Origin of the sequence: Brachybacterium saurashtrense (genome assembly GCF_003355475.1) — a bacterium.
GTDB lineage: Bacteria > Actinomycetota > Actinomycetes > Actinomycetales > Dermabacteraceae > Brachybacterium > Brachybacterium saurashtrense.
Map to the genome: position 1 here is coordinate 1,203,977 of NZ_CP031356.1, position 22,555 is coordinate 1,226,531.

At 74.5% G+C, this 22,555-nt stretch carries 22 protein-coding genes; 6 read left to right on the forward strand and 16 right to left on the reverse strand.

Going from position 1 to position 22,555, the window contains the following annotated elements:
* The first annotated feature begins 2 nt into the window (after window positions 1-2).
* The 5 genes from DWV08_RS16930 (at window position 3) to DWV08_RS05470 (ending at window position 4,398) form a co-directional block, all read left to right on the forward strand.
* Window positions 3-1,685 carry a hypothetical protein gene (locus DWV08_RS16930; protein ID WP_115412869.1) on the forward strand — a complete coding sequence of 561 codons (1,683 nt, stop codon included), beginning with the start codon at window positions 3-5 and terminating at the stop codon, window positions 1,683-1,685.
* Window positions 1,682-2,197 carry a hypothetical protein gene (locus tag DWV08_RS05455; RefSeq protein WP_115412870.1) on the forward strand — a complete coding sequence of 172 codons (516 nt, stop codon included), beginning with the start codon at window positions 1,682-1,684 and terminating at the stop codon, window positions 2,195-2,197. The genes DWV08_RS16930 and DWV08_RS05455 overlap by 4 nt, the downstream gene beginning before the upstream one ends.
* Window positions 2,194-3,135 (forward strand): SURF1 family cytochrome oxidase biogenesis protein, encoded by a 942-nt coding sequence (locus tag DWV08_RS05460; RefSeq protein ID WP_115412871.1) that lies wholly within the window; start codon window positions 2,194-2,196, stop codon window positions 3,133-3,135. Before DWV08_RS05455 ends, DWV08_RS05460 begins: the two co-directional genes overlap by 4 nt.
* Entirely contained in the window at window positions 3,107-3,919 is an 813-nt protein-coding gene (locus tag DWV08_RS05465; RefSeq protein ID WP_115412872.1) for a glycerophosphodiester phosphodiesterase family protein, read from the forward strand. Before DWV08_RS05460 ends, DWV08_RS05465 begins: the two co-directional genes overlap by 29 nt.
* Window positions 3,920-4,047: 128 nt before the next feature.
* Window positions 4,048-4,398, forward strand: coding sequence for an RNA polymerase-binding protein RbpA (locus DWV08_RS05470; RefSeq protein WP_115412873.1), 351 nt, complete (start codon window positions 4,048-4,050; stop codon window positions 4,396-4,398).
* Window positions 4,399-4,486: 88 nt separating this feature from the next.
* Here DWV08_RS05470 and DWV08_RS05475 read toward each other — a convergent pair whose 3' ends face one another.
* From DWV08_RS05475 to DWV08_RS05515, 9 genes are all read right to left on the reverse strand, one after another.
* The gene (locus DWV08_RS05475) at window positions 4,487-5,068 is read right to left on the reverse strand and encodes an FxsA family protein (protein ID WP_115412874.1); all 582 of its coding nucleotides are present in this window, start codon (window positions 5,066-5,068) and stop codon (window positions 4,487-4,489) included.
* A gap of 38 nt (window positions 5,069-5,106) precedes the next feature.
* A complete protein-coding gene (locus DWV08_RS05480) occupies window positions 5,107-5,853 on the reverse strand; it encodes a polyprenol monophosphomannose synthase (RefSeq protein WP_115412875.1) in 747 nt (248 codons plus the stop codon).
* Between the two features lie 2 nt (window positions 5,854-5,855).
* Window positions 5,856-7,436, reverse strand: a complete 1,581-nt coding sequence (lnt, locus tag DWV08_RS05485) for an apolipoprotein N-acyltransferase (RefSeq protein WP_241237387.1) — start codon at window positions 7,434-7,436, stop codon at window positions 5,856-5,858.
* 71 nt (window positions 7,437-7,507) lie between these two features.
* Complete coding sequence (locus DWV08_RS05490; protein WP_115412877.1) at window positions 7,508-8,299, reverse strand: hypothetical protein; 792 nt, start codon at window positions 8,297-8,299, stop codon at window positions 7,508-7,510.
* A 35-nt stretch (window positions 8,300-8,334) separates the two neighbouring features.
* Entirely contained in the window at window positions 8,335-11,223 is a 2,889-nt protein-coding gene (locus tag DWV08_RS05495) for a DEAD/DEAH box helicase (RefSeq protein WP_115412878.1), read from the reverse strand.
* Window positions 11,220-12,170 carry a diacylglycerol/lipid kinase family protein gene (locus DWV08_RS05500; protein ID WP_115412879.1) on the reverse strand — a complete coding sequence of 317 codons (951 nt, stop codon included), beginning with the start codon at window positions 12,168-12,170 and terminating at the stop codon, window positions 11,220-11,222. The genes DWV08_RS05495 and DWV08_RS05500 overlap by 4 nt, the downstream gene beginning before the upstream one ends.
* Window positions 12,167-13,057, reverse strand: a complete 891-nt coding sequence (tatC, locus tag DWV08_RS05505; RefSeq protein ID WP_241237386.1) for a twin-arginine translocase subunit TatC — start codon at window positions 13,055-13,057, stop codon at window positions 12,167-12,169. Before tatC ends, DWV08_RS05500 begins: the two co-directional genes overlap by 4 nt.
* Window positions 13,058-13,158: 101 nt before the next feature.
* Window positions 13,159-13,503, reverse strand: coding sequence for a Sec-independent protein translocase subunit TatA (tatA, locus tag DWV08_RS05510; RefSeq protein ID WP_115412881.1), 345 nt, complete (start codon window positions 13,501-13,503; stop codon window positions 13,159-13,161).
* Between the two features lie 134 nt (window positions 13,504-13,637).
* Window positions 13,638-15,638, reverse strand: a complete 2,001-nt coding sequence (locus DWV08_RS05515; RefSeq protein WP_241237385.1) for a helix-turn-helix transcriptional regulator — start codon at window positions 15,636-15,638, stop codon at window positions 13,638-13,640.
* 67 nt (window positions 15,639-15,705) lie between these two features.
* Between DWV08_RS05515 and DWV08_RS05520 the strand changes: the two genes are divergently transcribed.
* A complete protein-coding gene (locus DWV08_RS05520; protein WP_115412883.1) occupies window positions 15,706-16,821 on the forward strand; it encodes a DUF3866 family protein in 1,116 nt (371 codons plus the stop codon).
* Between the two features lie 9 nt (window positions 16,822-16,830).
* Here DWV08_RS05520 and DWV08_RS05525 read toward each other — a convergent pair whose 3' ends face one another.
* The 7 genes from DWV08_RS05525 to fmt all read right to left on the reverse strand — a co-directional run bounded on the left by DWV08_RS05525 (window position 16,831) and on the right by fmt (window position 22,540).
* Window positions 16,831-17,301: a PH domain-containing protein gene (locus tag DWV08_RS05525; protein ID WP_162801505.1), complete on the reverse strand. Its 471-nt coding sequence runs from the start codon at window positions 17,299-17,301 to the stop codon at window positions 16,831-16,833.
* A gap of 1 nt (window position 17,302) precedes the next feature.
* Window positions 17,303-18,160: an ATP phosphoribosyltransferase gene (hisG, locus tag DWV08_RS05530; RefSeq protein WP_115412884.1), complete on the reverse strand. Its 858-nt coding sequence runs from the start codon at window positions 18,158-18,160 to the stop codon at window positions 17,303-17,305.
* 70 nt (window positions 18,161-18,230) lie between these two features.
* Window positions 18,231-18,494 (reverse strand): phosphoribosyl-ATP diphosphatase, encoded by a 264-nt coding sequence (locus DWV08_RS05535; RefSeq protein WP_115414921.1) that lies wholly within the window; start codon window positions 18,492-18,494, stop codon window positions 18,231-18,233.
* Between the two features lie 61 nt (window positions 18,495-18,555).
* Window positions 18,556-19,263 carry a nicotinamide riboside transporter PnuC gene (gene pnuC / locus DWV08_RS05540; protein WP_115412885.1) on the reverse strand — a complete coding sequence of 236 codons (708 nt, stop codon included), beginning with the start codon at window positions 19,261-19,263 and terminating at the stop codon, window positions 18,556-18,558.
* An 18-nt stretch (window positions 19,264-19,281) separates the two neighbouring features.
* Complete coding sequence (gene rpe / locus DWV08_RS05545) at window positions 19,282-19,968, reverse strand: ribulose-phosphate 3-epimerase (RefSeq protein ID WP_115412886.1); 687 nt, start codon at window positions 19,966-19,968, stop codon at window positions 19,282-19,284.
* A complete protein-coding gene (locus tag DWV08_RS05550; protein ID WP_115412887.1) occupies window positions 19,965-21,590 on the reverse strand; it encodes an RsmB/NOP family class I SAM-dependent RNA methyltransferase in 1,626 nt (541 codons plus the stop codon). Before DWV08_RS05550 ends, rpe begins: the two co-directional genes overlap by 4 nt.
* Entirely contained in the window at window positions 21,587-22,540 is a 954-nt protein-coding gene (fmt, locus tag DWV08_RS05555) for a methionyl-tRNA formyltransferase (protein ID WP_115412888.1), read from the reverse strand. Before fmt ends, DWV08_RS05550 begins: the two co-directional genes overlap by 4 nt.
* Between the last annotated feature and the right edge of the window lie 15 nt (window positions 22,541-22,555).

A 22,555-nucleotide genomic window follows, 5' to 3' on the forward strand; every position in this document is an offset into this window, starting at 1 on the left:
CGATGGCCTATCGCTTCAATCCGCCGCCGAACTGGCCGATCGAGGACGCCGGGTGGACCCCGCCCCCGGGCTGGCAGCCGGATCCCTCCTGGGGCCCGGCGCCCGAGGGCTGGAACTTCTGGATCGCGGAGGAGACCGGGCCGGGAGCGGCCGACGGGACCGCCGCGCAGGAGCCGGCCGACGATGCGACCCGCGTGGTCGCCACCGGCGAGAACGCGGAGCCCGTCCAGGAGCTGGCCGACGATGCGACCCGCGTGGTCGCCACCGGCGAGAACGCCGAGCCCGTCCAGGAGCCGGGTCACGCCGCCGAGGCCCCCGACGGGCAGTACGGGGCGATGAACCCCTACGGTGCCGCGCCGTCCGCGGCACCGACCGAGGCCCCTCGCGGTCGCCATGCCGCGCCCGTCGCCGCTGCCGCCTCGGAGGAGACGGCGGCGTCGGCCCAATCTGCACAGGGCGCCGAGCAGGGCGATGCGACCCGGGCAGCGGCCGCCGGGGAGCCCGAGAACGCCGCCGACACCGCCGAGTACGAGGGCCCGGACATCGAGGCGGACCTCGCGCAGCAGACGCCGTACGAGAGCGCCGCACCGCAGCCGTCCGCCGAGGACGCACCGCGTACCGAGGACGGGGCAGGCCAGGCGGGGAGCGCTTCCGAGGCCGCCCTCGGCGGAGCCGCCGCGGCCGGCGGCATCGCTGCCGGGACCGCCGCGGCACAGTCCACCGGCCCGGCCGATGCCGCGGCCGCCGGTCAGGGCCAGGGCCAGGTGCCGCCGGCGCAGGGTCACCCGCAGAGCGCCTCACCTGCCGGCTACGGGCAGTCCACTCCCCCGCCGGCCTACGGGCAGGGCTCGCCGCAGCAGCCCGCGCCGGCCTACGGGCAGGGCTCTGCCTCGGACTACCCCGCGCAGGGCTATGGCCAGGGGTATCCCGCGCAGGGCTACGGCCAGGGATCCCCCGGCCACGACACCGGCGCTGGGTGGACTGCCTCCACCGGGGCGGGCGAGCCCCCGAAGAAGGGCTTCCTGGCACGGTTTTGGTGGGTGGGCTGCCTGCTCATCCTGCTGCTGGCACTCGCCGTGATCGTCGGCGGAGGGATCTTCCTCGTCACCCGCGCGGGCGACGAGTCCCGCGGCGACGGCACCTCCACGAGCGCCTCCCGGACCACCGAGGAGGAGGCCGCCACCGAGGAGGGCACCTCCGAGGAGGCCCCCACCAAGGAGGAGACCACGGAGGACGAGGAGACGCCGCTTCCCACCGACCTCGCCACCATCGACCCCGCCGCGGAGGACGAGGCGATCGACGTCGCCGGCACCGACGGCACCGGCACGATGGCCGTGGAGATGACGTACCTTCCCGCGAGCGAGCTCGAGAGCAGCTGGGGCGGCACCGTCGAGGAGCCGGAGAACGGCGACGAGTACCTCGTGGTGATCGCGAAGATGACGGTCACCGAGGGAGAGCTCTACTTCAGCCCGGGCACCTTCAACGTGGTCACCCCCTACGGCGGCGAGGTCTCCGCCTCCGCGGAGACGTACGGCCTCAAGGGATCCGGCACCGACGGCCCGAGCGACTTCACCGCCGGCGACGAGTACACGCTCATGATGCTCTTCGACGTGCGTCGCGCCGGTGACCTGACGCTCGAGTTCACCACCTTCAGCGACGACTACTCCTGGGACGTCCCGTCGTGACCACGGTCCAGCGCTTCAACCCGCCGCCGAACTGGCCGGAGCCGCCCCACGACGGGTGGCTCCCGCCGGCGGACTTCCGGCCGCCCCCCGCGTGGGGTCCCGTGCCGGCCGGGTGGAGGCTCTGGACCGCTCCCGCACAGGACGCCGGGCAGGGCGCCCCGCTGCAGGATTCCGAGGACGTCCCGGCCAGCGGGGCCCGTCCCCGGCCCCGGGTGGAGTCCTACCCGGTGGCCGTGCTCCACCCCGGCATGTGGGCCGAGAACCATCTCGAGGAGGAGGACTACGGCTTCCCGCCGGCCGTGCCCCGCCGGGAGCGGCCGCGGCTCCGCCTGGGGGTGACCATCGCCGTCACCGCGCTCGGCGTCCTGCTCTCCGCGGCCACCGCCGTGGGCTTCGTGCTGCTGGTCGACGCCGCGGTCGAGGACCTTCCCGGGCTGCTCGGCGCCTCCTCCGCGCACCTGCCGGGGCCGATCACGAGCTGGGTCGGCGCAACGGCGCCGGTTCACGGATGAGGGAGCGCTCCGCCCGGCTCCAGGTGCTGTTCAGCCGTGACACCCTCCTCGGCCTCGTCGCCGTGCTGGTCCTCGCCGCCGTCTGCGTGGCGCTCGGGATGTGGCAGTACGGCCGCTATGAGGCGAAGCGCGACGCCGCCGCCGTGATCCGCACCAACTACGACGCCTCCCCGGTGCCGCTCCAGGACGTGCTCCCGCAGGCGGACGCACCGCTGACCGCGGCCGACGACTGGACCCCCGTCGAGATGACCGGCGCCTACTGCACCGACCCCGCGTGCACGCTGTACGTGCGCAACCGCCCCCTCTCCGGCGCGGTGGGGTTCTGGCAGCTGGTCCCCTTCCGCACCGAGGACGGCGAGGTGCTGCTGGTGGTGCGCGGCTGGGTGCCCACCCAGGGCAGCGACTCCGCCCCGGCGGACCCTCCCGCGATCCCCGAGGGCGAGATCACCGTGACCGCCCGGCTGCGCCCCGCCGAGGTGGTGCTGGACCGGGAGCCGCCGGCGGGACAGACCCACTCGGTCAACCCCGAGCAGTCCGCCGCCCTGATGGGCGTGGAGTCCGGCGAGCTCATCACCCAGGCCTACGGCGAGCTCGTCGCGGAGCAGCCGGAGGCCGAGCGGCCCACCGCGCTTCCGGCGCCCGACACCTCGCTGGGCCCCCACCTCTCCTACGCCTTCCAATGGTGGATCTTCGCGCTGTTCTTCCCCGCGGCGCTGATCCACCGCACCCGGCGCGCGCTGCAGGACCTCGCCGCCGAGGAGCACGACGGCGCCGACGCCGAGGAGCAGACCGCCACGGGGACCCCCGCGGGCGACGGCACCCCGCGATCCCGCACACCGCGCGGCACCGCGCACCGACCCCGCCGCACGGTGCACACCCGACGGCGGGGCCAGGACGAGGAGGAGGAAGATGCACTCATCGACCAGCAGGAGCGCTGACCGGCGCCGCAGGGATGCCGGGCGCTTCCCGCCCGGGCCGCGTCCGCGCCGGATCGCCCATCGCGGGCTGGCGCTCGACGGGGCGGAGAACACGCTGCGCGCCTTCGAGGACGCGCTGCGCGCCGGGGCGGACATGCTCGAGACGGACACCCGGGCCACCCGTGACGGTCTCGCCCTCGCCGTCCACGACGAGGACCTGCTCCGCGTCGCCGACGATCCGCGCCGGGTGGCGGAGCTGAGCGCGGCCGAGGCCGGCGCGGTGCGGCTGGCCGGGGACGAACCGCTGGCGATGCTCGAGGACGTGCTGGGCAGCTTCCCCGACGTGCCCGTGAACATCGATGTGAAGGACGCCTCCGCGATCGGTCCCGCGGTCGCCGCGATCAGCCGCACCCGCGCGGCGGAGCGCGTGTGCATCGCCGGCTTCGACGGCGCCGTGGTGCGCCGCACGATCGCCACGCTCCACGCCGCCACCAACATCACCGCCGTGCGCAGCCCGTCCCGCGGGGTGATCGGCGGCTTCCTCGCCGCCCGTGCCGTGGAGGCGCCGGATGCGGTGATCGCCCGCCTCCTCGCCCCCTACGGCGCGCTGCAGGTGCCGCTGTCCCATCAGGGAGTGCCCATCGTCACCGCGGCGAACGTCGCCGCCGCTCACCGCGCCGGCTGCGAGGTGCACGCCTGGACCGTCGACGACCCGGAGACCATGCAGGATCTGCTGGTCAAAGGCGTGGATGGTATCATCACCAATCGCGTCGACCTGCTCTCCGCGCTGCTCGAGAGCACCTGAGCCGCCGGATCCGTCGACACCGGGAACAGATCCGGCCCGGCCGGCGTTGAGAGCGTCGGGCGCACCACCCACAGACCTCACCGGACGGCGCACCGTCCGCCCCCACCCCGGCAGGAAGCGAGAACCGCATGAACAGCCGCAGCCTGCGAGGCACCCGACTGGGCTCCCTCTCCATGGAGACCGACGAGGGCGTCCTCGCCGCACCGCGCCAGGAGGCCGTCTACGACTGCCCCAACGGCCACGCGATCATCCTCCCCTTCTCGGTGGAGGCCGATGTGCCCGCCGTCTGGGAGTGCCGCTGCGGCGCCACCGCGGTGCTGCGCGATCACGAGAAGCCCGAGGAGAAGCCCGGCAAGCCCGTGCGCACCCACTGGGACATGCTGCTCGAGCGCCGCAGCGAGAAGGACCTCCAGGTGCTCCTCGACCAGCGCCTGGAGCTGCTGCGCGCCGGCAAGCTGCACCAGCGCCGCAACCTCTGACCGCGCGCGCTCCACACACAGCGCCCCCGCCCCGCCGTGACGGCAGGGACGGGGGCGCTCGTGGTGTCAGGGGCGTCGGAGGGACCGCTCAGGGCTGGATCAGGGTGGGCGGTGCACCGTCGTCGGTGCCCTCGTCGCGCGGGCGCGCCTCCCGGGGGCGGTTCTCGAGGATGATCTCCCCGTCGATCACGCCGGCGCCGGAGCGGCGGTAGAGCACGGAGCGCCCGGCACCGCCGCCGCTCAGCCCCATCGCCCGCACGGAGCGGCGCTGCACCGGGGTGAGCAGCAGCACGAACCCCACCAGGTCGGTGACCACGCCCGGGAAGAAGAAGAACAGCGCCGCGAGCAGGGTGAAGGCCGGGCGGGAGAGGTGCTGCTGCACGTCCCCGCGCCCCGTGGCGGCACGCAGCAGGGAGCGCAGCCGGGTGAAGGACTGCTGCCCGGCGGCGACCAGCAGCGCGATGCCGATCACCCAGCCCACGGCGATGATCAGCACGGCCCACCAGAGGCTGGTGTTCACGCCGATCACCACCAGCAGCGTGATCTCCACCAGTCCCAGGGCGACGATGCCCAGCGGCACCGCGGAGCCCCATCGGGAGGCGCCGGGAGAGTCCCCGGCGGGAGTGCGGCGCGCGGACGCGCCCTGACTGCTTCCGGACTGTGCGGACACGGCGGAGCCCCCTTCCCGAGGCGTCGAACCCGGCCAGACTAGCGCAGGGCCTTGCGAAGCCCCTGGACGGGACGTGACAGTCCCCAGGACGTCACCTTCACCAGCGCCTCCCGAACGATCGCGGAGGACATCTTGCTCGCCCCCTCGGCGCGCTCGTCGAAGTCGATCGGCACCTCCGCGATCACGGCGCCCAGCGCGCGGGCGCGCCGGGTCATGTCCACCTGGAAGCAGTAGCCCTGGGAGGCGACGTCCTGCGCGATCACCCGCGCGAGCAGCTCCGCGCGGAACAGGCGATAACCGGCGGTGGCATCGGCGACCCCGAGACCGAGCAGCGCCCGCACGTACAGGTTCGCGCCGCGGGAGAGCAGCAGGCGCCGCAGCGGCCAGTCGTGCACCCGCCCGCCCGGCACCCAGCGGGACCCGATCGCGAGATCGGCGCCCCCGGCCATCGCCTCCAGCAGGCGCGGCAGCTGCTCGGGACGATGCGAGGCGTCCGCATCCATCTCCCCCAGCTGTGCGTATCCCCGCTCCAGTCCCCAGGCGAAGCCGGCGAGGTAGGCCGGGCCCAGGCCCTCCTTCCCCGCCCGGTGCAGCACGTGCACCGCCGGGTCCTGCGCGGCGACGCCCTCGGCCCACTCCCCCGTGCCGTCCGGGGAGGAGTCGTCGACGACGAGCACGTCCACCTCGGGCACCGCGGCGCGGAGCCTGGCGAGCGTGCCCGGCAGCGCCTCGCGCTCGTCATAGGTGGGGATCACGATCAGCGTGGAGGGCGGCGCCGGATCCATGCTCACCGCCCCCGCCTCCCGCGACGCGACCGGGCCACCGCCCGCCGACCGGAGCCCAGCGCCCCGAGCAGACCCAGCAGGCCCAGCGCGCTCAGGCCCACCGCGATCCACGGACCTGCCGCCATCGCCGGCGTGATGCCGGTGCGCAGCGGCACGTCCGTCACCATCGCGCCCTGGTCCCAGTGGCCCACGACGTCGAGGCGACGTCCTTCGGGGGTGAACACCGCCGAGTGGCCCACGGTGGAGATGTGGACCACGCTGCGGCCGGAGGTCACCGCCATCACCTTCGCCTGCGCGAGCTGCTGGATCGCCTCGTGCGAGTCGCCGAACAGGGCGTTGTTGGACTGCACCACGATCATCTCCGCGCCGTCGTCGACCACGTCCTGCACCAGGGCGTCGTAGGCGATCTCGAAGCAGATCAGGATCCCCACACGGCCCTCGCCCTGGTCGAGGGCGGCAAGGTCCATCACCCCCACCTCCTCGCCCGGGATCATGTCCAGCGAGACGAGATCCACCTTGTCGGTGACGGTGCGGAAGAGGTCCCGCATCGGGATGTACTCGCCGAAGGGCACCGGATGGCGCTTGGAGTAGGCGTAGGGGGTGGTCTCCTCCGGGGTGAACAGCACCGACTGGTTCAGCCGCTCGGTCTCTCCCACCCGCACCTGCGTGCCCACCAGCACCGGCGCGTCGGCGTCCTGGGCGGCCCGGGTCAGCGGCCGGGCGAGTGCCGGGTCCTGGCGCGGATCCCAGCCCGTGGAGTCCTCGGGCCAGACGATGAGGTCCAGCGCGGTCTCGTCCTCCGCAGCGGCGTCGATCACGTCCCGCGTCACCGCGAGGTGGTTGTCGAAGACGTCGTCCGGCATCGTGAAGGAGACGGGATCGATCTCGCCCATCGATCCCTGGATCGCGGCGACCCGCAGCGAGGGCCTGTCGGCCGGCGCGCGATTCATCGGATGGGGCACCACCACGGTGGCGAGCACGGCCGCGACCGCGACCGCGATCGGCCACACCCCCGCCAGGCCGGTGAGGCCGCGACGCCGACGGCCCAGCAGGGCCAGCACCCCGCCCAGCAGCAGCTGGCCGAGCATCGCCGCCACGAAGCTCAGCCCCGCCAGGCCGATCCAGGGGCCCAGGTTCAGCAGCGGCGACTGCGCGAGGGCGAAGGCGCTCGAGGCCCAGGGCAGGCCGCCCCACGGCGCCGTGCCGCGCAGCGTCTCCACCCCCACCCACAGCGCGGAGACCACGACGGCGCTGCCGATGCCCAGCCCCCGCCGCACCATGACCGCCCGGGCCAGCAGACCGAACAGCACCGAGTACAGCGCCTCGAACACGCCCAGCGCGATCCACGGCATCGTCCCGGCGTAGGTGCTCGCCCAGTGCGTGAGCGGCACGCACAGCGCCAGCCCCCACAGCAGGGAGACGAGCACCGCGACCGCCGTCGAGCGCACCAGCAGCCCCGCGCCCAGCAGCGCGATCCCCACCGGCAGCAGCATCCACAGGTCGTACGGCGGGAAGGCCAGCAGCACGCACACCCCGCCGAGCACGCCGCACAGCAGCGCGACCGGCCACGGGGTGGGGGTCACCTCGTCGAGGTCGCGGCCCCGCGACCGCGCGGTGGGACCGCTCCGCCTCGCCGCCGCAGCGGTCGGGGCCGTCACGGGGCGGCCTGCCCGAGCCCGTCGTGGAGGATCCGCCCCTCCACCACCGTGCGCAGCGCGCGCGGGGTGCCCTGGTCGATGTCCGGCAGGAGCGGGGTGCGGGAGCGGGGATCGGTGGACCAGCTGTCCACCCTCTCGGCGGCCGAGCGCACCGTGAGGTCCCACGGCTCCCACACCACGAAGGTGGCCGGCAGGCCGGTGCGCAGGGAGCCGGGGTGCCGGTTCCCCGCCACGCGCTGGCCGCCGCGGGTGGCGGCCAGGAAGGCCGCGCGGTCGCTGATGCGCTGCGCCGCGGGAGCGGTGCGGGCGGCGCCGCGCACCCAGTCCCACGGATCGCGGGCCGCGGCCTCCGCGGCGGAGCCGAAGGCCAGCGGTGTGCCGTCGGCCAGCAGGTCCAGGTAGTCGGCGCTCTCGGTCACCGGCGCGACCACCCGCACCCCGTCCCGGGTGCCGGTGGGGCCGGGCAGGCGCAGCACGATCCCGCGGGCGGCCGCGGCGGCCAGCCCGGCCGGGTCGGGGGCGGTGCCGTCGGCCGTGGCGGCCGCGTCCACGAATCCGGGGGTGACCAGGCAGCCGGTGGCGTCCACGGCGGGCACGTCGCCGTGCAGCACATGGGCGGAGTCCTCCGGCCCGGTCCAGGCGATCAGCCCGTCCACCACGAGCATCGCCGAGGCCTCCGGGTCCTCCGCGCTGTAGAGCACGATGCCCGTGTACAGCGTGGGCGGGGCAGGCTCCGGCGAGGCGGGGCCGTGCTCGGTGCCGGGGGCGGGGGTCTCGTCTGTGCTCACGTCTCTCAGCCTCTCGCGCTCTCCTGGAAGGCGGCTCAACGGTCGATCTCCTGGGCGACCAGTCCGCGGCGCACGGCGCGGATCGCGCGGCGGGCCGTGGCCCCCAGCTCCTCGTCGGCGGTGAGCTGGTCGAGGAGGTCGATCACCTGGCGGCAGTGGCGCACGAAGTCGCCGGGCGGCAGATCGTTCCCTTCGAGCGCCGCGGCCAGGTGGGCGCCCCGCGCCCAGCGGTGCACGATCGCGGCGATGGCGGGATCCGGCGGGGTGGTGGGGGTGATGCGGTGGCGGGTCTCCGCGGCCTGCAGAGCGGCCGCGACCCGCCCGGAGGCCTCCAGGGCGGCGTCGACGGCGGGGTCCGGGATCAGCTCGGGGGCGCGATCGTCGCGGCGCGACTCGTGGACGGCGGCGGAGACCACCGCGGCGAGGCCGGCGGGATCGAGGCCCGCCCATGCGCCCTGCTCGAGGCACTGGGCGATCAGCAGGTCGCGGTCGCTGAACAGCCTCCGCAGCCGCAGCCCGCTCGCCGTGGGGCGCAGCTCCCCGCCGTCGCCGCCCTCGGCGGGGACCCGCTCGAGATAGCCGAGCTCGCACAGCAGCGCGGTGAGGTGATCGAACTGCCGCGCCAGGGAGCTGGTGCGGCCGCTGATCCTGCGCTGCACCCCCTCGAGCTCGCCGCGGGTCTTCCGCCAGCGCCCCACCCAGCGCAGGTGCGAGGCGAGGTCGGGGCAGTCCGCGCAGGGGTGGGCGGCGAGCTGCTCCCGCAGGGTGCGCAGCTGCTCGTCGGTGGCGGCGGTGGACGGGGTGCGCCCGGCGCGGCGTCGCACCTCGCGCCGGGCGTCGTCGTCCGCCCCGGCGAGCCGCTGCCGCAGCGCGGCCGCGGTGTCCTTGCGCACCTTCCCGCTGCCCAGCGCCTCCTGGCGCGGCAGCCGCAGGGTGTCGATCACCGCCGGCGGCGAGGGCACGTCCCCGGGGCGCAGACTGCGTCGACGTCCCTCGGTGTCCAGCAGGTCCACCTGCGGGCCGCCGAGCACGGCGCGGTCCACGTCCAGCACCACCGCGTAGCCGCGGCGCTTCCCGCCGGGCAGGGCGATCACCTCCCCGCGCCGCAGGTCCCCCAGCACGCCGCGGGTGCGATCGCGCTCCGCGGAGGCGCGCGCCCTCGCCAGGGTCTTCTCCCGCTCCGAGATCGCCTCCTGGAGCTCCGCGTAGCCCAGCAGGTCGCCGTGCTCGCAGGTGATCGCCTCCCGGTAGGAGGCCGCGGTCTCCTCGAGCTCGCGCGCGCGGCGCGCCAGCCCCACCACCGAACGGTCCGCCTGGAACTGGGCGAAGCTGGTCTCGAGGGTCTCCCGGGCGCGGTCGAGGTCGAACCGGTCCAGCAGGTTCACCGCCATGTTCGGGGTGGGCCGGAACGCGGAGCGCAGCGGGTAGGTGCGCTTCGAGGCCAGGGACGCCACCGAGGCGGCGTCGAAGCGGGGACCGGCCACCACCACCGCATGGCCCTCGGTGTCGATGCCGCGCCGTCCGGCCCGCCCGGTGAGCTGGGTGAACTCCCCCGGCGTGAGGTCTGCGTGCTCGACCCCGTTGAACTTCACCAGCTTCTCCAGCACCACGGAGCGAGCGGGCATGTTGATGCCCAGCGCGAGCGTCTCGGTGGCGAAGACGACCTTGATCAGCCCGCGGGCGAACAGCCTCTCCACCACGGACTTCAGCAGGGGCAGCATGCCGGCGTGGTGGGCCGCCACGCCGTCGAGGGCCGCGCGGCGGAAGGTGTCCAGCGAGAGGACCTCCTCGTCCTCCGCCCCGATCTCGGCGAGCTCCTCGTCGAGCACGGCGCGGATCTCGCGCCGCTCGGCGTCGTCGGTGAGGCGCAGGCGCGCCCGCGCGCACTGCTGCACCGCCCCGTCGCAGCCGGCGCGGGAGAAGACGAAGACGATCGCCGGCAGCAGCGCGGCGTCGTCCAGCAGCTCCACCACCTCGGGTCGGCGCGGCGTGCGCAGGGGCCCGCCCCTGTCGCCGCCCGGCGCTCCGCCGCCGCGGCGGTGCGGCGGCCGGTGCTGCCCGGCTCCGCGGGGTCGATGACGGCCCCGGGTGCCCTTCCGCCCCCGGTGACCGCGTCCGCGCGGCCCGCCGGAGCGCTCGTCCACGGGCAGGGAGAACGCGGTGACCCGCTCGATCTCGGGGTTCACGTGCCGAGCGCCGCGGGCGCCGGGCCCGTGGGAGACCACCGCCTCGCCCTGCGCGTCCACGAAGAGGTCCAGCAGCTCCTCCCCCACGACCACGTGCTGCCACAGGGGCACCGGGCGGGTCTCCGAGACGATCACCTCGGTGCTGCCCCGCACCTCCTGCAGCCAGGCCCCGAACTCCTCCGCGTTGGAGACGGTGGCGGAGAGGGAGACCAGCTGGACGCTGCGGTGCAGGTGGAGGATCACCTCCTCCCACACCGGGCCGCGCAGCCTGTCGGCGAGATAGTGCACCTCGTCCATCACCACGAAGCCCAGCCCGGCGAGGAGGTCCGAGTCCGCGTACAGCATGTTGCGCAGCACCTCGGTGGTCATCACCACCACGTCGGCGTCCGGCCGGATCGAGGTGTCTCCGGTGAGCAGCCCCACCCGCTCCGCGCCCAGCCAGTCCACCAGCTCGCCGAACTTCTGGTTCGACAGCGCCTTGATCGGCGCGGTGTAGAAGACCTTGTGCCCCCGGGCCAGCGCGAGGTGGACCGCGAACTCGCCGACCACCGTCTTCCCGGCTCCGGTGGGCGCGGCCACCAGCACCGAGCTGCCCGTCTCCAGCGCGCGGCCGGCGGCGAGCTGGAAGTCGTCCAGCGCGAAGTCGTAGCGGGCGGTGAACGCGGTGAGCTCCGCGGAGTCGCGCTCCTGGCGCTCCTGGTCCCGCCAGCGGGCGTAGCGTTCGGCAGGCGAGGTCACTGTGCTCCTTCGACGGAGGGACGGGGCAGCTCGGCGAGCAGGCGCACGGTGCCCGGCAGCACCCGCGCCCGCAGCGGCAGGGTGGTGCGGGCCTCGCCATCCGCGTAGGCGCGCAGGGAGCGACCGTGCCGCAGCCCGATCACCAGCTCGCGGACCGGACGGATCTCCATCGCCTCGAGGGACGTGTGGGTGCCGCTGAACACGCGCGGGAAGAAGCGCAGCAGCTGCAGACGGTTCAGCCCGGAGACGGTGGCGAGCTCGAGGCGGCCGTCGTCCACCCGGGCCTCCGGCACGAAGCGCATGCCGCCCCCGAACACGCCCGAGCTGCACAGGGACACCACCTGGGCGTCCCGGGCGATGCGCTCCCCGCCGTCGATCTCCATCCAGAACGGCAGCGCGGTGAAGGAGGCCAGCTCCCGCAGCAGGGCGGAGGTGTAGCGACTCGTCAGGCCCAGACGAGCGCTGTTGGCGCGGGCGTTGACCAGCGCGTCGAAGCCGAGATTGACATTGCCCAGGGCGAGGGAGCGGTGCGGGGCGGCGTGCTCGCCCACGGAGGTGAGCTCGATCGCGTCGATCGTCACCACCGGCCGGGACAGTGCGTGCAGGAGGGCACGGGTGGAGCTCTCGGGATCGTCGACGGCCAGCCCCAGCGCCCGGGCGAAGTCGTTGCCGCTGCCGGCCGGGACGATCCCCAGACGCACCGGGGTGCCCGCCACGATCTCCGCCCCGAGGGCGACGGTGCCGTCCCCGCCCACCACCACCAGCGCCGTGAGCTCGTCACGGATCTCCTCGGCGCGGGCCCTGGCCACCCCGCGCGAGGGGCCGGAGAGGTCGACCACCGAGATGCCGGCGAGGCGCAGCAGGTGCCCCACCTGTCGTCCGGTGCGGCGGGCGGTCCCCTGGGCCGCCGACGGGTTCACGAGCAGGCCCACCCGGAGCCTGCTCACCGCCGGTCCTCGTCCTCGTCCTCGTCGAGGCGGGAGGGGCTCTCGATGCTGCTCGCCTCGTCGTCGTCGAGGCCGCCGTCCTCGCCCTCCGGCGGGTGGCGACGATCGTGGAGCAGCGCGATGACGATCGCGCCGAAGAACAGCGAGGACATCGCGGTGGACATCGCGATCAGCGTGATCGGCTCCGGGGTGGGGACCATCACCGCGGTGAACAGGAAGCTGATGAAGATGATCCAGCGCCAGGCCTTGAGCATGGTTCGGCCGCGGACCAGGCCCATGAAGTTCAGCAGCACCATCACCACCGGGATCACGAAGGCGATGCCGAAGGCGAGCATGGTCTTGATCAGCAGGGTGAGGTACTCGTCGTACCGGATGTACTGGACCACCTGGTCCACCTGCGGGGTGAAGCTCAGCAGCACCGGGATCAGCTGGTTCACGGCCCAGTAGCCGGCGGCGCAGCCGATGAAGAACAGCGGGATCGCGGAGCCGAAGAACCCGACCGCGTAGCGGCGCTCGTTGCGGTGCAGGCCGGGCATCACGAACAGCCAGGTCTGCAGCATGATGACCGGCGAGGCGAGCAGCAGGCCCACGTAGGCGGACATCTGCAGCTGCACGTTCAGGCCGGTGCCGACGCCCTGGAAGTTCAGATCCGCCTTCATGCCCTGCGCCTCGGCGAGCCGGAACGGCCGCTTCAGGGCCTCGAAGACCCAGTCGAAGGCGAACCAGCCCACCACCGAGAGCACCACCACGGCGATCGCGCAGATCAGCAGGCGATTGCGCAGCTCGGTGAGGTGCTCGCCGAGGGACATGCGGCCCTCGGGGTCCCTGCGCGGCTTCTTCGCCGGCTTCGCCCCGGCCCGGCGTCCGTCCTGCGTATCACTCGCCACGGGTGTGTGTCCTCCCAGCGCTCCGGGTCCGGGCGGTCACACGCCCGGACCCGCGGTCCACGACGGCCGCACCGCCCGGCGGCGGTGCGGCGTCCGAATGCTCAGTCGCGACGGTAGGAGTCGTCGTCGTCGCGGTGCCGGATCGACTCGCGATCGGCCTCGCGGTCATCGCGGGGATCGTACTCGCGGTCCTCGGAGTCGCGGCGCTCCTGGGGGCGGCGGGGCTCCTCGTCACGGGAGCGGGACGAGCGCGCCGGGCGGTCCTCGTCCTCCTCGTCGCCGGCCTCGTCGCGGTCCTCGCCGCGCAGCTCCTCGACCTCGCTCTTGAAGATGCGCATGGACTTGCCCATGTTGCGGGCGAGGCCCGGGAGCTTGTTGGCACCGAAGAGCAGGATCGCGGCCAGCACGATGACGATGATCGGCCACGGAGAGCGGAAGAAGTTCATGGGGGTCCTTTCGAAAGCGCCGTGACACAGCGCGGGCGCACCTGATCATCCCACAGCGGACAGGGCGTCCGTTCGGGCCGTCCCGATCCGCGGCACGACCCACCGCGCGGCGGGCCGTCCCAGGGTAGCCCCTGCTACTGGGTGTGACGTGCAACCCCCGCGCGCGCCGCGGTCACGATCGTGTCTCTCAGCGAGGCCGGGGAGAGCACCTCGGCCGCGCCGGCGGATTCCAGCACCGCGTCCACCAGCGGCGCCAGCACGGGCGAGTCCAGTCGCGCGAGGCTCGCGGCGGAGTCTCCCGCGGGATCCCGCACCTCGGCGGCCGCGAACGACTCGGCGATCCAGTGCCCCGCCGGGCCCAGCCGCAGCCACACCTCCCCCTCCGCGCGCCCGGCGAGGGCGGGCGAGGTCCCGGGGGCGGGCCGGCTCATCGGCGTCCCCGCGGGAAGCAGCTCCACGATCCGGTCCAGACGGAAGCGGCGCTCCCCCTCGGCGAGCTCGCAGCGGGCCAGGAGGTAGGAGCGGGCGCCGTCGCTCTCGATGCGCAGCGGGCGGAGGGTGCGCACGCTGGTGCCCTCCCGATCGGCGGAGGAGTAGCGGATCGTCAGGGACGCCTCCGGGGTCCCCTCCTCCGCGCGCAGCGCCGCGTGGACGGCCTCGAGCACGCTCTCGGCGCGGTCCGCGGTGCGGGCCGCGCGCTCGTCGGCCGTGAGCGCCTGCGAGACCTCCGCGGCGCTGGGTACCGCGGCGGGCGCCTCCGCGGCCTCGCCGGAGACGGCCGCGAGGAGCTTGGCGCGGGCGGACTCCACCACCTCGGCGGCCTGGCCGCCGCCCGGCTCGAGGGCCGCCAGCCCGGCCAGCAGGGCGGTGCTCTCCACCGCGCTGAGGCTGAGCGCGCGGCGCAGCGGTTCGGCGTTGCGCACGCGCACCGTGCCGTGCTCCCACTCGGCCTCGATGAGGTCCTCCCAGCCGGCCCCCATGTCGCCGCAGACGAACAGCACCTGCAGATCGAGGACCAGCTGCTTCTCGGTGATGCCCAGGGCCGCCGCGAGCTCGTCGAGCGCGACCTCGCCCCGGGTCATCACGTAGGAGGCCGCGGAGATCAGCCGGGACAGATGGTCGCCGCTCTGGGAGCTCGCACGGATCCGCGGCGCCGTGCGCGGCACCGCGGTCTCGAGCACGGCGAGATCGGCCGGGGCCTCGTGCGTCCCGGCGATCGCGCCGAGCACCTCGGCCATCTCCGCGCGCCAGGCGGCGGGCTCGACGAGCTCCACCCAGCGCGCCTCGGCGAGCAGCAGGCGCCGTGCGGCCGGGCGCGGCAGCACGGGCAGGCGGAAGGTCTCCTGGTCCAGCGCGACACCGGCCCGGTCGCGCAGCGCGAGTGCCTTGTACGGCGCGGCGCGCACCAGCGCCTCCGCCCGGTCGTCGCTGTCGAGCATGCGGGAGAGGACGTCCTCGAGGTCCGGGCTCTCCGGCCGGGGTGCGGTCGCGGCCGGGCCCTCCACCGGGAAGGACTCGATGCGGGAGGCGCGGAACACGCGCGCGGCGGAGCGGTCCAGGTCCCAGCCGTGCACGTACCAGTGGCCGTCGTGGACGCCCACCACCCACGGCTCGACCCGGCGCTCGGCCGGGGCGCCCTGCGCCGCCCGGTAGTCGAAGCGCACCGAGCGGCCGGCCACCACCGCCTCCAGCAGCGGGGTGAGCACCGGCAGCGACTCGACGGCACCGCGCGGGGTGCGTCGCAGCAGGTCCGGATCGGCGTCGTGGCCCAGGCTGAGCAGCTTCGCGCGGACCCGCCGCGCCGCGCCGCCGGCGGCCGTGGCGTCCCAGGCACGGCTGGCGGCGAGCAGCACCGTGTACTCCTCAGTGGTGAGGTCCAGCACGGCACCGGAGCGGGCGGTGTCGATCCGGTAGCGCACCGTGTTCTCGTCGAGCACGTCGCGCTCGGAGACCAGCGGCAGGCCGAGCGCGAGGATCGCCGCCTTGTCGCGCTCGAACATCCGCTCCGCGGCCTGGTCCGAGACCGCGGCGGCGTAGTCGGGGATCACCGCGAACAGCTTCGCGCGGTCGATCCGACGGCGCGAGCCGATGGTCATGATGACGTTGAGCAGTCTCTCCACACTCTTCGATGCCACCTGTCCAGACTACCGGCCGCCGCCCGCGCGGTGGGCCGGAGCCGCACCCTGGCCCTACTCTGGTGCCATGCTGCGATGGGAACGGGGAACCGTGACGGGCGCTCTGGACTCCTGGCCGGGCGTGGACCGGCTCGAGGTGGAGCTCGAGGAGGGCGGCGGGACCGTCCCCGCCCTCGCCTACCGGGAGCTCACCGGGCGCCCGCGCGCGGGCGAGCCGGTGCTGCTGAACACCAACGCGCTGCGGCGCGAGCTGGGCACGGGGGGCGACGCGATGGTGGTGGCGCGTCCGGAGCGTCTGCCCGAGTCGTCCGAGGTGACCGGGCACATGGTCAAGGCGCGATACACCCCGATGCAGACCATGGTGGATGCGCTGGACGATCCCGCGTCCCCGCACTACGAGACCATGCGCGGCGCCAAGCGGCTGGACGGGATGCCGGTGGTGGTCGCGGACCTCCACTCCTCGCTGCCCGCGCTGATCGCCGGGATCCGCGCCGAGCGGCGCTCCGCCCGCATCGCCTATGTCCACACGGACGCGGCGGCGCTGCCGGCCGCGTACTCGCGCAGCGCAGCCCGTCTGCGGGAGGCGGATCTGCTCGCCGCGGTGATCAGCGCCGGGCAGTCCTTCGGCGGGGACCTCGAGGCCGTGACGGTGCACTCCGCGCTGCTGGGCGCCCGGCACGTGGTCGGCGCCGACGTCGCCCTCGTGATCCAGGGTCCGGGGAACCTCGGCACCGGCACCGGGTGGGGCTTCTCCGGCGTCCAGACGGCCGAGGCGCTGCACGCCGCCGCCGCGCTCGGCGGCGAGGGCGTGGCCGCCCTGCGGGTCTCCGGGGCGGACGAGCGCGAGCGCCACCGGGGCCTGTCCCATCACTCCACCACCGCCTACGGCCGGGCGCTGCTCGCCCCCGCCCGCCTCCCGGTGCTGCCCCGCACGGACTCCCGGTACAACACTTTCCATGAGTCTGTGCGGAAACAGGTGAAATCGTCGATCATGAAGCCGGCGAAGAAGCGTGGGGTGCTGCACCAGCTCACGGAGATCGACGGGAAGGGCCTGCGGGACGCGCTCGAGGAGATGCCGGTGCGGATGACCACGATGGGGCGCACCCTCGCCGAGGACCCCGCGGCGTTCCTCTACGCCGCCCTGGCCGGGCGCTGCGCGGCCGCGCTCTCGCGGCGCGGCTGAGCGGCGGTCTCAGTCCCCGGGCGCCTCGCCGCGCTCGCGCACCAGCTCCTGGAGCTGGTGGGCGGCCGCGATCGCGCGCCGGCCGTCATAGCGCTGGATGGCCTGCAGGGGCAGGGTGGAGCCGTCGGCGAGGTCCAGGTGCGCCCACGGGTCCCCCATGGGGAAGCTGATCCCGAGCACCTCCGGCCACTCCAGGGTGCGCACCCGCATGAGGTTGCGCACCTCGAGCTCGCGCGGCCGGGCCGTCACCCGCACCGAGGCCTCGAGGTGGCAGAACAGCGCCACCAGCACGCCCACGGCGAGCAGTCCCAGCCGGCCGCCCCACTGGAAGCTGGTGATCAGCACGGCGCCGCCGATCATCCCCGCCATCACGACCACGGCGGTGGTGTACGCCGCCCAGCGCACGGCCCGCGGGCGCAGCACGATCGTGGCCCGCTCCTCCCCCGGCGGGAGGTCTGCTCCGGGGGTGTGCACGGTCATCTCAGATGCGGCAGGCCTGGATCGCGGTGACCAGGATCGCGCGGGCCCCGGCGTCGTAGAGGTCGTCCATCATGCGGTGGGCGGCGCGACGATCCACCATCGCGCGCACCGCGGACCACTCCCCGCCGTGCAGCGGCGAGACCGTCGGCGACTGCAGGCCCGGGGTAATCTCCACCGCCCGCTCCAGCAGCGCGGAGGGGATGTCGTAGTCAAGCATCACGTACTCGCGCGCGACCAGCACGCCGCGGATGCGCCGCTCGAGCACCTCGAGGGCGTGGGCGGCGTCGCCGTCGAGAGTCATCCCCGGGCGGGAGAAGAGCACCGCCTGGCTGGTCATGATCGGCTCGCCGAAGGGCTCCAGCCCGGCCTGGCGCAGGGTGGTGCCGGTCTCGACCACGTCGGCGATGACGTCCGCGACGCCCAGGCGGATCGAGGACTCCACCGCACCGTCGAGGTGCACCACCTCGGCGGCGACGCCGCTGCGGGCGAGGTGGTCCTCGACGAGGTTCTCGTAGCTGGTGGCGATGCGGGCGCCCTGCAGCTCGGAGATGTCGCTGCGGGTGCCGGCCGGGGCGGCGAAGCGGAAAGTGGAGCGGGCGAAGCCCAGCGGCAGGATCTCGCGCGCCGGGGTGCGGGAGTCCAGCAGCATGTCCTGCCCGGTGATGCCCACGTCCACCGTGCCGGAGCCCACGTACACCGCGATGTCGCGCGGGCGCAGATGGAACAGCTCCACCCCGTTCTCCTCATCGACGACGACGAGCTCCTTCGCCATGCCCCGGCGGCGGTAGCCCGCCTCCTGGAGCAGAGCGGCGGCGGGGTCGGACAGGGCGCCCTTGTTGGGCACGGCGATGCGGAGCACGGATCCTCCTGGGCCGCGGCGGCGGCCATGAGACGGGACGGGCGGAGAGGAGCGGGGTGAGCGGAGCGGCTCAGAGATGTCGGTAGACGTCCTCGAGGGAGATGTCCGTGGCGAGCATCATCACCTGCAGGTGGTATAGCAGCTGGCTGATCTCCATCGCGGCCTCGTCCTTCGACTCGTGCTCGCAGGCCATCCACACCTCGGCGGCCTCTTCGACGATCTTCTTGCCGATCTGATGGACGCCGGCGTCGAGCTCCGCGACGGTGCCCGACCCCTCGGGGCGGGTGCGGGCCTTCTCGGTGAGCTCGGCGTACAGCGCTTCGAAATCCTTCACCCCCACAGGGTACGCGTCCGCGGGAGGGCGCCGCGCACCGCGCCGCGGGGCGGACCGGCCCTCACTCCTCGCGCACGGTGGGATCCAGGTGCGCGGTCTCCACCATCACCCGGGCCGCGTCCGCGTCGTGGCGCCGGCGCACCCGCCACCACACGAAGAACCCGATGAGGGTGAACGCCCCGTAGAAGAGGTACATGAAGGCGCTGGCGTAGTAGCCGGCGCTCAGCAGCAGCGGCACGCCCACCACGTCCACCGCCACCCAGATCAGCCAGAACTCCACCCATCCCTTGGCCATGCCGAAGGTGGCCAGCAGGCTGCCCATGAAGATCCAGGCGTCGGCCCACACCGGCTCGTAGGAGCCCAGGGCGCGGAACAGCGGGGTGAGCGCCGCGGTGCCGCCCACCAGCGCCACCAGCAGCAGCGCCCGGGTGCCCCAGGAGGCCCAGCGCGGCTCCACCGCGGTCCCGCCCTCCTGCCGGGCCTGCCGCCAGCGCACCCAGCCGTACAGCGCGGTGACGATGAACATCACCTGGCGGCCGGCCTGGCCCAGCAGGTCCACCGAGTCGGGACTGCCGAACACGGAGCCCAGGAACACCGTGAGCAGCAGCAGGTTCCCGGCGATGCCCACCGGCCAGGCCCACACCTTCCGGCGCATCCCGCCGAGCGCGCTGAGCAGCCCGAAGACGTTGCCGAGCACTTCGCGCAGCAGGAGGAACTGGCCGCCGGCGAAGTCGATGCGGGCCGAGAACAGCCACTGCAGGAGATCCATGTCGCTCCGTCGCCGGGGTCAGTGGGCGCCGTGGCCCGCGGCGAGCTCGCGCAGGGCGGTGATCTCCTCGGCCGCGTCCTGGGCGCGGTAGATCGCCGAGCCCGCAACGAACACGTTCGCGCCGGCCTCCGCGCAGCGTTCGATGGTCTCGCGGCTCACGCCGCCGTCCACCTGGATCGACACCTCGAGATTGGACTCGGCGATCGCGGCGCGGGCGCGGCGGATCTTGGGCAGCATCGTCTCCAGGAAGCTCTGTCCGCCGAAGCCGGGCTCCACCGTCATCAGCAGCAGCATGTCGAACTCGCCGATGATGTCCAGCAGCGGCTCCACCGGGGTGGCGGGGCGCAGCGCCACCCCGGCCTGGGCGTTCTTGCGCCGCAGGTCGCGGGCGAGCTTCACGGGGGCGCGGGCGGCCTCGAGGTGGAAGGTGACCGAGGCGGCGCCGGCCTCGGCGAAGGCGGGGGCCTCGCGATCGGCCTGCTCGATCATCAGGTGCGCGTCCACGGGAAGCGGGCTGCGCTCCACGATCTGCTCGACCATCGAGGGGCCGAAGGTCAGGTTCGGCACGAAGTGGTTGTCCATGACGTCCACGTGGACGCTGTCCGCGGTGGCGATCCGGTCCAGCTCGGTGCCGATGCTCATGAAGTCGGCGTTGAGGATGCTGGGGTGGATGTAGTGGCCGTCGGTGGAGTACGGGGTGTTCATGCCGGGGAGGATCCTTCCTCGGTGGGGGCGGGCTGCCTGCGCAGCAGGTGGATGTACATCGCGTCGGTGCCGTGGACGTGGGGCCACAGCTGCACGGCCGGGCCCTCGCCGAGGTCGAGGTCCGCCTGCGCCTCGGGGAGCACGCCGGCCCGCACGGCGTCGCGGGCGTCGAGGTGCTCGACGTCGTCGCGACCCTTGAGCACGTCGGCGACGATCAGGCGGGTCTCGGCCAGGTGCGGGGAGCAGGTGACGTAGGCGACCACTCCCCCGGGCGCGGCGGCGTCGAGGGCGGAGGTCAGCAGGGCGCGCTGGGTGGTGCCCAGGTGTCCGACGTCCCCGGGGGTGCGCCGCCAGCGCGCCTCCGGGCGGCGGCGCAGGGCGCCGAGGCCGGAGCAGGGCACGTCCGCGAGCACGCGGGAGAAGCGGCCGGGCTGCTCGGCGCCCACGGCGGTGCCGTCCGCGGTGCGGGTGGTGATCTCGCAGCCCGCCTCCTGCAGGGTGGCGACGGCGCGGTCCACCAGCTCCCGGCGGTGCTCCTGCAGCTCCACGGCGAGCAGGTCCGCGTCGTGGCCGACGGTGAGACCGCCCAGCAGCGCGGTCTTCCCGCCGGGCCCCGCGCACAGGTCCAGCCAGTGGGCGTCGTCGGAGAGCACCAGGTCGTCGGCGCCGAGGGCGAGGGCGAGGGCGGCGAGCTGGCTGCCCTCGTCCTGCACCGCGACACGGCCCTGGGAGACCAGCTCCATCCCGCCCGGATCCCCCGAGGGCCAGGAGGCGGCGAAGACGGAGAGCCGCCCGCGGCTCGCGCCGTGGTCGATGAGCTCGTCGAGATCGGTGAGGCCGGGACGCATGACGAGCGAGACCGCGGGCGCCCGGTTCTGGGCCTCCAGCAGCGCATCGATCTCCGCGCGGTCGCGGCCGTGGCCCGCGAGGGCGTCGCTGAGGGCGCGCACCACCCAGCGCGGATGGGAGTGGACCACGGAGAGGTGGCCGGTGGGATCCGTGGTGCGGTCGGGCGCGACCGCCTCGATCCACTGCGGGAGGTCCTTCTCCCCCACCCGGCGCAGCACCGCGTTGGCGAAGCTCGCGGCGCCGGCGCCCACCTCGGCGCGGGCCAGGGCCACGGTCTCGGAGGTGGCCGCATGCGGGGCGACGGTCATGTCCAGCAGCTGGTAGGCGCCCAGCCGCAGCACGTCCAGCAGGGCCGGCTCCACCTTCTCCAGGGAGCGGTCGATGCAGGCGGCGAGGATCGCGTCGAGGCGGCCCTGGGCGCGCAGCGAGCCGTAGAACAGCTCCGTGGTGAAGGCGGCGTCGCGCCCGGAGACGCGGTGCTCGCGCAGCAGGCGGGGCAGCACCAGGTTCGCGTAGGAGTCCTCCTCCCGCACCAGGCGCAGCCCCTCGAAGGCGACCAGCCGGGAGAGGGTGGAGCGGCGGGAGCGCTCGGAGGGGCGGGCGCTGGAGTAGCTGCGTCGGGGGCCGCCCTGCCCGCGCGAGCCCGAGCGGGTGCGGCCGCGATCGTCCCGCTGCCCGCGGTCCGCACCGTCCCCGCGGCCGCCGCGGTGCCGGTCCCGGCCGTGATCGTCCCGGCCGCGGTCCTGCCGCCTGTCGCGTCCATCCTGGTTCATGCGGTCTCTCCGTCCTGGGATGCGGTGTGGAAGGCGGCGTCGGGGGCGAGGCCCGCGCCGCGGGCCCAGTCCGCCGCGCGCATGGCCCGCTTCCCCGCCGGGGCGAGGGTGGCGAGGGCGAGCACCTCGGTGCCGGTGCCCACGAGCAGCTGGCGCCGGCCCGCCTCGAGGCGACCGGGCGGGAGCGGGGCGTGCTCCGGCGCCGCCTCGACGCCGAGGATCTTGGTGCGGGCGCCGTCCAGCAGCGTCCACGCGCCGGGCTGCGGGCTCATGCCGCGGATGTGGGCGCTGACCTGCTCCGCCGGGAGGGTCCAGTCGATCTGCGCCTCGGCGGGGGTGAGCTTCGCGGCGTGGGTGGCCAGGGAGTGGTCCTGCGGGACGGGCACGGCGGTGCCGTCCTCGAGGGCGTCGAGCGCGCGCAGCAGCACCGGTGCGCCCTCCTGCGCCATCCGCTCCAGCAGCTCGCCGGAGGTCTCGAACTCGCCGATCGCGGTGGGGGCGGTGGCGAGCAGATCACCGGTGTCCAGGCCCTTCTCGAGCCGGAACACGCTCAGGCCCGTCTCCCGCTGCCCGGCGAGCACGGCCCGCTGCGCCGGGGCGGCACCGCGCCACCGGGGCAGCAGGGAGAAGTGGAGGTTCACCCAGCCGTGCCGGGGGATCTCGAGCGCCCCGGGCGGCACCATGGCGCCGTAGGCGACCACCGGGGCGGCCTCGGGCGCGAGCTCGCGCAGCTGTTGCTGGACGGCCTCGTCCCGCAGGCTGTGCGGGGTCAGCACCGGCACCCCGGCCTCGAGCGCGAGGGCCTTGACGGGGCTGGGGCGGAGCTTCCGCCCGCGCCCCGAGGGGGCGTCGGCGCGGGTGAGCACCCCCACCACCTCGTGGTGCGAGTCGAGCAGGGTGCGCAGGGAGGGCAGGGCGACCTCGGGGGTGCCGGCGAAGAGCAGTCGCATGATGGGCCCGAGTCT